At 41.3% G+C, this 9,197-nt stretch carries 8 protein-coding genes; 4 read left to right on the forward strand and 4 right to left on the reverse strand.

What is annotated here, in order from left to right:
* Positions 1-240: 240 nt before the first annotated feature.
* The 4 genes from amrS to KGY70_12655 form a co-directional block, all read right to left on the reverse strand.
* The gene (amrS, locus tag KGY70_12640; protein MBS3776032.1) at positions 241-1,392 is read right to left on the reverse strand and encodes an AmmeMemoRadiSam system radical SAM enzyme; all 1,152 of its coding nucleotides are present in this window, start codon (positions 1,390-1,392) and stop codon (positions 241-243) included.
* A gap of 126 nt (positions 1,393-1,518) precedes the next feature.
* Positions 1,519-3,669 carry a fused MFS/spermidine synthase gene (locus KGY70_12645; protein ID MBS3776033.1) on the reverse strand — a complete coding sequence of 717 codons (2,151 nt, stop codon included), beginning with the start codon at positions 3,667-3,669 and terminating at the stop codon, positions 1,519-1,521.
* Positions 3,670-3,876: 207 nt separating this feature from the next.
* Positions 3,877-5,400 (reverse strand): AmmeMemoRadiSam system protein B, encoded by a 1,524-nt coding sequence (gene amrB / locus KGY70_12650; GenBank protein MBS3776034.1) that lies wholly within the window; start codon positions 5,398-5,400, stop codon positions 3,877-3,879.
* 380 nt (positions 5,401-5,780) lie between these two features.
* Positions 5,781-6,608 carry a DUF1080 domain-containing protein gene (locus KGY70_12655; GenBank protein MBS3776035.1) on the reverse strand — a complete coding sequence of 276 codons (828 nt, stop codon included), beginning with the start codon at positions 6,606-6,608 and terminating at the stop codon, positions 5,781-5,783.
* A 93-nt stretch (positions 6,609-6,701) separates the two neighbouring features.
* Here KGY70_12655 and KGY70_12660 point away from each other — a divergent pair, with 93 nt between their 5' ends.
* The 4 genes from KGY70_12660 to KGY70_12675 all read left to right on the forward strand — a co-directional run bounded on the left by KGY70_12660 (position 6,702) and on the right by KGY70_12675 (position 8,574).
* Complete coding sequence (locus tag KGY70_12660; GenBank protein ID MBS3776036.1) at positions 6,702-6,908, forward strand: hypothetical protein; 207 nt, start codon at positions 6,702-6,704, stop codon at positions 6,906-6,908.
* A 196-nt stretch (positions 6,909-7,104) separates the two neighbouring features.
* Entirely contained in the window at positions 7,105-7,686 is a 582-nt protein-coding gene (locus KGY70_12665; protein MBS3776037.1) for a hypothetical protein, read from the forward strand.
* Entirely contained in the window at positions 7,679-8,155 is a 477-nt protein-coding gene (locus tag KGY70_12670) for a hypothetical protein (GenBank protein MBS3776038.1), read from the forward strand. The genes KGY70_12665 and KGY70_12670 overlap by 8 nt, the downstream gene beginning before the upstream one ends.
* 5 nt (positions 8,156-8,160) lie before the next feature.
* A complete protein-coding gene (locus KGY70_12675; GenBank protein ID MBS3776039.1) occupies positions 8,161-8,574 on the forward strand; it encodes a hypothetical protein in 414 nt (137 codons plus the stop codon).
* The last annotated feature ends 623 nt before the right edge of the window (positions 8,575-9,197 follow it).

Consider the following 9,197-nt stretch of genomic DNA (forward strand, 5'->3'; position numbering starts at 1 on the left):
GGAAGACGGCATGTCTCTACACAAATTTCCAGTCTCATCAAACTCCTGTCAAACCCGTCTGTCGGCGGACAGGCCCGCCTGCTGTCGGGCAGGCAATCAAACCTTCAAACTTTTCACCTTATCTTCTCGTCTTCCCGTGTCATCGTTCTTTCGTGCCGCTAATTCACCCACGCCACGGCGTGGCTCTACACATGCTAAACCAAACACAACTCCCACTCACTACTCATTACTCAAAACTCACTACTTCTCCCATATCCCGGCAATGGCATGACCGCAATGGTCACACTTTCCATCTTCAACATGATTTTCCGTTATATGAAATCCACGCCGGCCGAGGATTTTTTCACCACATCCGGGACAAAAAGTACTTTCTCCTTCTGAGCCGGGAACATTGCCGATATATACATAGTTCAATCCCTCCTCCATACCGATTTTTCTGGCATTATTAAGTACTTCCACAGGTGTGGAAGAGAGGTGTTTTAATTTATGCATGGGCGTAAACCGGCTGAAATGCAGGGGTGAATCCTTAAAGCCGTTATCATAAAGCCAGCCGCACATCTCCCGGATCATATCCAGGTCATCGGTCCACTCCGGAACTATCAGGTTGGTGATCTCCACCCAAACGCCCTCTTCTTTCATAATTTTCAGGGTATTTAGAACCGGCTCCAGTTCCCCGGCATTCAACCGCATGTAGATATCATTACTGAAACTCTTCAGGTCCACATTGGCTGCATCAATATACTTACAGAGGTTGCGCAGAGGCCGCTCATTGATATAACCGGCGGTGATCATCACATTCCGTATTCCCTTGTCTTTAGCCATTTTGGCAGAATCATACATATACTCGTAAAAAATTATGGGCTCGGAATAGGTATAGGCAATGGAGTCGCAGTTGTTCTGCTGTGCCTGTGAGACAAGCTTACCAGGCATCAAATCATAATTTCGTGTTTCTTTAGGGCTTTTTTGAGAGATTTGCCAGTTCTGACAATTTAAACAGGCCAGATTGCATCCGGCAGTGGCCACTGAAAAAGCCCTGCTCTCAGGCAAAAAATGATAAAGGGGCTTCTTTTCTATCGGATCTACATGGACAGAACAAGGGTTTCCGTATACAATGGAATAAAGCTTCCCGTCTTCGTTGACCCTGGTACGGCAATCACCAACTTCACCTTCTTTTACGGTACATTCATTGGGACACAACTGACATTTCGTACCCCTCGGAGTGGGAACGTAATATTCCGCTTCCTTGCTCCATTTCCACACTTCTGCTCTGGATGCGTTCTCCGATTCAGTATAGGGCGCTACTGGCATTCTCAAACCGGAAAGCCCCAGAAAGGCGCCACCTCCAAGAATGCTGTATTTGATGAATTCCCTTTTGGATATTTTATTCGACATAATGATGATTTTTTCATTTATAACGGTTAAAACACCGAAGGATTATTAAAATCCTAACAAACATGACAAAAAAACAATATATAATCTCCTGTAGATAAAAATATTATTTGTAATTTAATGTTTTTCTTATTTCCTCAATCTTACTACGGTCATCAAGCCACTGAGCAGGCTCAGTCCGCCAATCACAAGGCACACATTAAGAATTCCCAATACCGGTATCAGATAAACTGTTGCCAGGAACGAACCAATACCGGCTCCCAAAAGATCCACACTATATATATCGGAAGCAATCGTTACAAGCTTTTTGAGCCTGAGTTGTGAAGCCAGGGAAAACACCATCCCCACCAAAGCGGAGGTCACAAACATGAGTACAATAAAAATGGCATGTATCAGGACAGAGGGTACAGCCACATTTTTTAACAGAATGAATATCAAAGGCAGCAACACGGCAAAACAACCCAGAACCAGTTGTATCCGGTAGAAATTCCGCACGGAGGTTTTCCGGATGATCCTTTCCCTGTAGAACGTACCGAATGCCAAACCGGCCATAAAAACCGTTACAATGATGCCCACTAAATTATACACGTATCCGTATAATATCTGGAAAGTCACCAGCAGTAAAACTTCTATAGAGGCTCCCGCAAAACCGGCGGAAAACATTCCCAGGTTAACCGGATGCAGATGAATGATGAAATATAGTGCCAAAAGACCGGCAAGGATCAGGGGTACCCAATAGTTAAAATTGAAATGGCTCACCCACTGTTTAAGATCCAACAAATAAGTGACCGGTCTAAAATCCCTGTTGATATCTATCTCCGAGGAAAGGGTGTTCAATATCTTCTCTGCCCGTTGTTTCAACAAATCATCCTGAATATAATACTTATTGACATACTCCGTCTTCAATCCCCGCTCTTCAACAGCTTCTGTTATCTGATAAGTAAGCGGGGCATCCGAGGCAATGAAATAATTCTTGTTTCCCGGAATGACGATCAAATGTTCAAAAACGACGGTTAATGTATTATGTAAGGAAGCGTACAATTGTCTGGATTCTTCACTCAGGTAGTTAGAGGAGCCCGAAACACTAAAGCCGATAACGGCATCTTTGCTCAGGTTATCTTTCAGTTGCTCATAGAATTGTCGGGTATAAAACCGGTTCATCTGCACCGTGGATGGTTCGGGCAGATTAATAAGGGCTACATCATAATTTTCACCGGCCTTTTTCAGGTAAAGCCTTGCATCCTTATTGATCACATTTACCGCTGAAGTATCGTAAATCTCCGAGTAGTTCGCCACAGACCGGATCAGCCAGGGGTTTATCTCCACATAATCAATCCGGCTGACCGGGTATTTCAAAAGCTCCCTGATCACGCCGGGTGTACCTCCCGACAACAAAAGCACCTTTGCCGGATTTTTATGCTGAAGCATGGTATAATGCACCGTTTCTTCATTCTGCGTAGGTTGATCGGAAGTAAACAAAAGCAGGTTGTTCTCATAAAAATTGAGCTGGCCGCTGTCTTCAGTAACAGCAATATTGCCATAGGGTGTGGATTTGAAATATTCGATCTGCTGATCACTAAACAGGAAACTCCGTGTAAGGCGGTCCAGATTCACCGAAAAATTCAAAACAACCATACCGGCCATCAGTACCGGTAAAATATACATCAACACCTTATACTTCCACCGAAAAGAAACGTAAAGCAGTATCCCAAAAACAACCACAGCAAGCAATATGAGGGATTCAAAGGTCTCCAGAAACCAAATCAGTACCAGGTTAAACAGTATCCCCCCGGCAATGCTGCCGGTGGACTCCCATGAATAGGCTTTGCTTATAAGATTTTTGTCATAATCCCGGGAAACAATATAACTCACCAGTGTGAAGTTGAATCCGGACAGCACACAAAAGGGAAGCAACAGTAAGAAAGAGCTCAGGAATATCCGAAACAGGTCCACCATTGTGCCGGGTATAAAAACGATATCCCTGAGATAAAACATCAAAAAAACAAGCAGCAGGGGTAAAATGGCCAATACTACAAGAAAATAAAGCGAAGATACCAGATGGCGAATGTACTTTTCAGATATCCTGCCAATATATGCACCCAAGCCGGTCAACAACATCCAGTTGGTAAGAATCATTCCGATAACCAGTTCATTTCCGTAAAAAATACTCAGAAATTCCCGGAGCAGTACGATCTGAGTGGCAATGGTAAGCAGACCCAGTGTAAATATTATCAGGATATAATTGCTGTTTACCGGTTTTTTTGTTCTTAATGGATTCAAAACACTATGTTTTGTAAATACTTCCTGTAAAACAATCTAAATTACAAACTACAAACATCAAAACTTGTCCGGATTTTGACGGATAACAAATAAATTCCAATAATTTAAATTCTAAACCCCAGATAATCTGTTTTTGGTCATTGAAATTTTGATATTGGGTATTATTTGTAATTTGATGCTTGTAATTTGATGCTTGGTATCCGATGCTTAACTACTCAATTCTTCTTCACCAAACACGATAGCACTATATTTGTATACATTGGCCTCCTTCCAACCTTCCCATCCGATTCCTGCTTTATCGCGGGCACAATGACCAAGAAACTCTTCCTTTGTCCAGTTGAATTTCTCAGCTACCTGGGGCAAAAGGGTCCCCGACATGCCTCCCTTCTCGATATATACTCCATGGGTACCCAATTCTATTTCATCCGCCGACTCGATCTTTTCCATCGGAGTCAGCACGGAGATTTCAATGGTGATGTCATCCAGCTCGTCTTCGGTGACGGAAGAAAAGCGCACATCCTGAGTTGCCGAGGTAATGGCCATCTGCCCGATAAGTTCGTAGAGGGGTTTATCGGCTGAAAACCTCCCAATACAACCTCTCAATTCACCGTCTTTTTGGAGCGTGACAAATGCACCGGTCTTCTCTTTCAGTGTTTCGGTCAACTCTTCTTCATCGATTTCAGGGGTCTGTGCATTGCGAATATATTCCTCCAGGGCTCTCCTGGCAATTTTCAGAAGACTTTTTTTCTCCTCTTCATTCAGTTGAAATTCCATAGTATTTTGATTTTTATTATTTACGCTACAAAATGATATTGCCCAGTAACCGACCACCCGGTCTTTGCGACCGGTCGCATCTCCGGAATTCCGATACTGTATTTTATTCACCCGCAAGTCATTCCGGTCACCGGTAATGTTCAACAGAGCATACACCCCCGGCCATCCGCACATACTGGTTGCCAGATTTGAAACATCTTTCTCTGCATTGGACCTGAGTATCCGGACCAGCTCATCGGGTGAATTTTTCACAATGGCACCGGCACTCGCTTTATCTACAGCAACTGCATCGTTGTATTCCGGATAATGCGAAAAGTCGGTGCTAACCACAAAAAGATTGTTCTCATTAAAATAAGGCTCCAGTGCCCCAGCCATAGCCTTCATGGTCGCCTGATCCTGTGAGCCGGTGACGATCGGTACAATCTGAAAATCTTTTTTCAGATGATACTGCAAAAAGGGCAATTGCACCTCCAGGCTGTGTTCCTTGCTATGAGCAGATTCATTAAACACAAAAACGTCATGCTCCTCTATCAGCCTGTAAGCAAGTTTACGGTTGACATCCACATTTCCCAGGGGCGTAATATAATCCCCTTTGTGATATATGGAAGCTCCTCCGAAGCTCGCCCGATGGCTGGGAGCAATGATGAAGATGTTGTCGAACCGGTGTTCCGGATCAAGCTGATTGTATGCAGAGGCAGCGACCTGTCCGGAGTATGGATATCCCGCATGCGGAGCTATCAAAGCAGCCACACCGGCTCCCGGCTCCTTCTTCTTGGCCTGAGCAAAAAAATCTTTTAACGTGTTTTTAAGCTCCCCTTCAGCTTTGGGGTAAAACTTTCCTGCAAAAACCGGCTGTCGGTCGGCGGCTTCCTGCTCTCCTTCATTTACCTGGCCTGAAGACTGCCAGGTCAGCATAAGGAGCAACAAACAGGCTACATAAGATAATAAATGTTTCATGGTATAATGATTGTTCATGCCACTAATATATAAAATAAACCATCCTTTGACAAACGAACAGACGGTCAAAACCGATGATCTGTCAAAATAACAAACACAGTTGCCTTAAATTTTGCCAACGAAAAAATCAATTTAAACGTGTATTGATTGAAGGGAAGGGTGGAAGGAAGGACAACGAATCATTTATTTATCCCGGATAATTCCCGCGGCATTCCTGGGATCGCTGCGGTAATCCAAACCAGGTGCTGCTTCATAGTCTCCTTAAGGCGAAGAATAAAGGCACCTACATACTCAAGAGTCCATTCTCTGCGAAAAGATAAAAGCTCAATAATGTTATCCCTCAGGTTAATCCCACAGTAGAGACGCACGGCCCGTCTCTACTATTTCTGCACGGACATTAAATCAACCCGCCGGATAAAAACTTCTGCGCTTTCCGATTGAATCTGTATTTTTCCTTTCCGGGGCTTCAACTTTGTTGCCTTATTGACCACCTGGCCATTCAAAAGAATCGTCAACTGATCGCCATCGGCGATGCACTCCAAAGTGTTCCACTCTCCAACGGGATTCTCCACATCCTTTTTGCCTCTGAAGCCAAGTGTGTCTTTCCAGTTCGGGTCGCGTCTGATCCAGTTGATGCGGCCCGAGTTGATGGTCACCTTTTGTCCGCCCGGCTGATATACATATGAGTTCCCTTGTTTTTCAGGGGCTACCGGGGCGGTAACACTGAACCGGTCGCTTCCGTCACCGACAACGATAATATCGCCGGTTCCTCCTTCAATCATCTGGCATTCGATGGAATAAATCCATCTTCCGCCTGAGCTGCCGTCTTCACCCTGGGAATGCAGCAGCAAACCGCAGTCGCGGGCTTTGTTTTTACGGGGAGGGTATGTCAATGTGCCCCATTTATATTCCACAACGATATGGTAATCCTCGTATTCTTTGTTTGTGGTGATGCAGCCCCACTCTTCCCCTGAAATCCGTATCATTCCATCCTGCACGGTAAATACATCCTTCGGATCGTTATTGCGTCCGCGGTCTTCCAGAAAAGTGTACCAGCCGTTTAAATCGGTACCGTTGAATAAATGGATCACATCGTTGGACTCAGGAGAATCCGATAATACGGAACGGGAATCCTGGGCAAAACTGCCGGTTATTGTCAATAACAGCAGAAACAAGGCATAAAGGGTGAAAGGTATGGTTCTTTGCATGGTTGTGGTTTTTTAATGATTCGACAGAAACAAATATAGAGAAATTTTAAGTCCAGTGCCATTTTTTATCTTACATCCTCAAAACACCTAAAAATGCTGGTCAAAACTTATGGTAGCGCAGTCCAGGGAATTGATGCCACCACAGTAACCATAGAGGTGAACGAATTCAAGGGCATCAACTTTCATCTGGTAGGCTTACCCGACAATGCCGTCAAAGAAAGCCAACAACGGATCTTTTCCGCAATAAAAACCAATAATCTCGAGATTCCCCGGAAAAAGATCGTAACCAACTTCGCCTAATTAAAAGGGCATTAAGCACTTAATTAACTGAACCCTATACAAAACCTCTGTAAATTTAATAAGAAATATACAATTAATACCCTGGAAATCAAATTTAAAACATGAATCAAGTAACTTCTTAAACCAATAACCGTAAAAATTTGTCTTGAAGTTCAAGAAATGTTTTATAAATTTATAATTTTGAATAAAAACAAAAATGAAAGAAGCATATTCTATAAATATTCTTTGCTTGGGAAATTGGAATAAAAAAGTATTCACCCCAGAATGGGTAGGAAATAATGTATTTGAATTGGAAACTGATAAGATACAGGCATTCTTTAATCCTAACGAGATGGAAATTGGATATACGAATGAAGGTGTTACTTTGTTACCGAGAGACTCAGTATTAGAGATTAAATTAGAAAATATTTCTAAAGAGACCAAAGAGTATAGTGGAGAACTTTTAAATAAAATTTTAGCTTTATTACCACATACCCCGATTAGAGCCATTGGTTTTAATATAAGGTACAATTTTGGTGAAGAAGAGACAAATTCTATTATACAAAAATTAAATTCATTGAAATGTAACTATAATGAATTTACTGCAAATCAAATTAAATTTTCAAAGAATTTTGATCGTTACCAATTGAATATAATTGCAGATATCCAAGACGATGGATATAATGTTAATTTTAATTTTCATTATACTACTAAGCATCACCCTGAAGGATTTACCTTTACTGATTATGTTGTTATAGAAAAGTTTCAAGAAACACAAAAAATAATTGAAAATGAATGATTTATACTTTACATTTGGTTATACAAACCCAGAAGACTTCATAGGCAGCGAATCAGAAGGCTCGGGTTTAGAAAATAGAGTTTCTATCACGGTCGATACCGACCAACTTAATGAGCCCATCAAAATTAACCCAACAATAAAGGAAATTGGTGGAATTCTCTCAATACCACAGAAAAAAGAGAAATATTTTCTCCGGGCTATTAAAAATTTAAAAATTCAAAATAATTTCTATGAATTAGCTTTGCATCTTGAAGAAGGACAAATAACAGAAGAAGAGTACGATGAAGAAATAGATAATCATCCTGAAAAATATGTAGTTAGTGAAGGCTATTTAGATGATCCAAATGATATTGAGATAATTAGAGGTATTATGAAGAAGGTTGGACTTGAATTTTCTATAGAAGAAGCTTCTGAAATATTTTCAATTGAGCCAGAAAATTTGGAAAACAATATTATTGAAAACGAATAATTAGTATGGAATTGAATCAAAAAGGTGACAGTATCGAATGTCAAGCATCTGAAGTGATCTCAAGGAAATTTAGTAAAGGATATATAAAAGAGCATGCTAAAAGTGGTGAAAGAATGATGTTTTATAAATGCACCCAAAATGGAACAGCTGAAATTACAAAAGAATTAAATCCTAAAGAACCAAGGATAAACAAAAATTCTACGCTCGACAAAGGTGATTACCTTAATGCTAAAGACTTTGAACTTTGGGTGGATAGAAAAAAGAGATTCAAAGAAAACGAATTTGAACTTCCTCATAGATCAGCCTCCCATAGAGCTCGAAAGCTTAATATTAGAGAATTTAACTACGCAAAAATCACCCAACGCTGTGATACTATTCCTGAGAGACCTCGTTCCATTCCTTCGAAACATAAAAAATAACTAATTAACCCAGAAAGAACAATGGCTAGAACTTTGGCCACAAAAAAACCGGAGCCTACAAAAGCCAGACTCCGGTAGAAACTTTCCATTCCAGAAAATTTGCAGAGGTGCAAAGCAATTCTAGCCTGCATTATTCAAAAACTTCACTACGTACGTTTTTGAATGCGGTATGGTTTGCGGGATGGATGCAGGCTCGCCTTCGCGAAACTTCAGCGGAGCAAGGCAACCCCGCATTAGAAAAACCGGTTTTTTGCGAAATTAATCGAAGCAAAAAACCAGGTTTTTCAATAGCGTCAGAATTATTCAAGAATAATTCGGGCTAGATGTGGAAAAGATACACAGGAAATTTGAAAAAGTTAAATTTTGGACCAAAACCCCGATAGTTTGCTGCCGGGGTTTTGTTTCAAACTCCCTTATCCCTTGATTTTCTAATTTATCATTGCTTCATGTGTTTCAGTTTATCTCGTATCCTAATGCGGTCCTCATGTGGGTTGATAAGCCTTCATCGCGCGGTCTTAAAACAATCATAATCGAACAGTCCTGTGAAATCTTTATTTTATCTATCAGTCGGTACTATCCAACCAAAAAATTGGTATATATTCGCAACGTTACATTAAATACAG

This window comes from Bacteroidales bacterium, assembly GCA_018334875.1.
Classification (GTDB): domain Bacteria; phylum Bacteroidota; class Bacteroidia; order Bacteroidales; family UBA12077; genus JAGXLC01.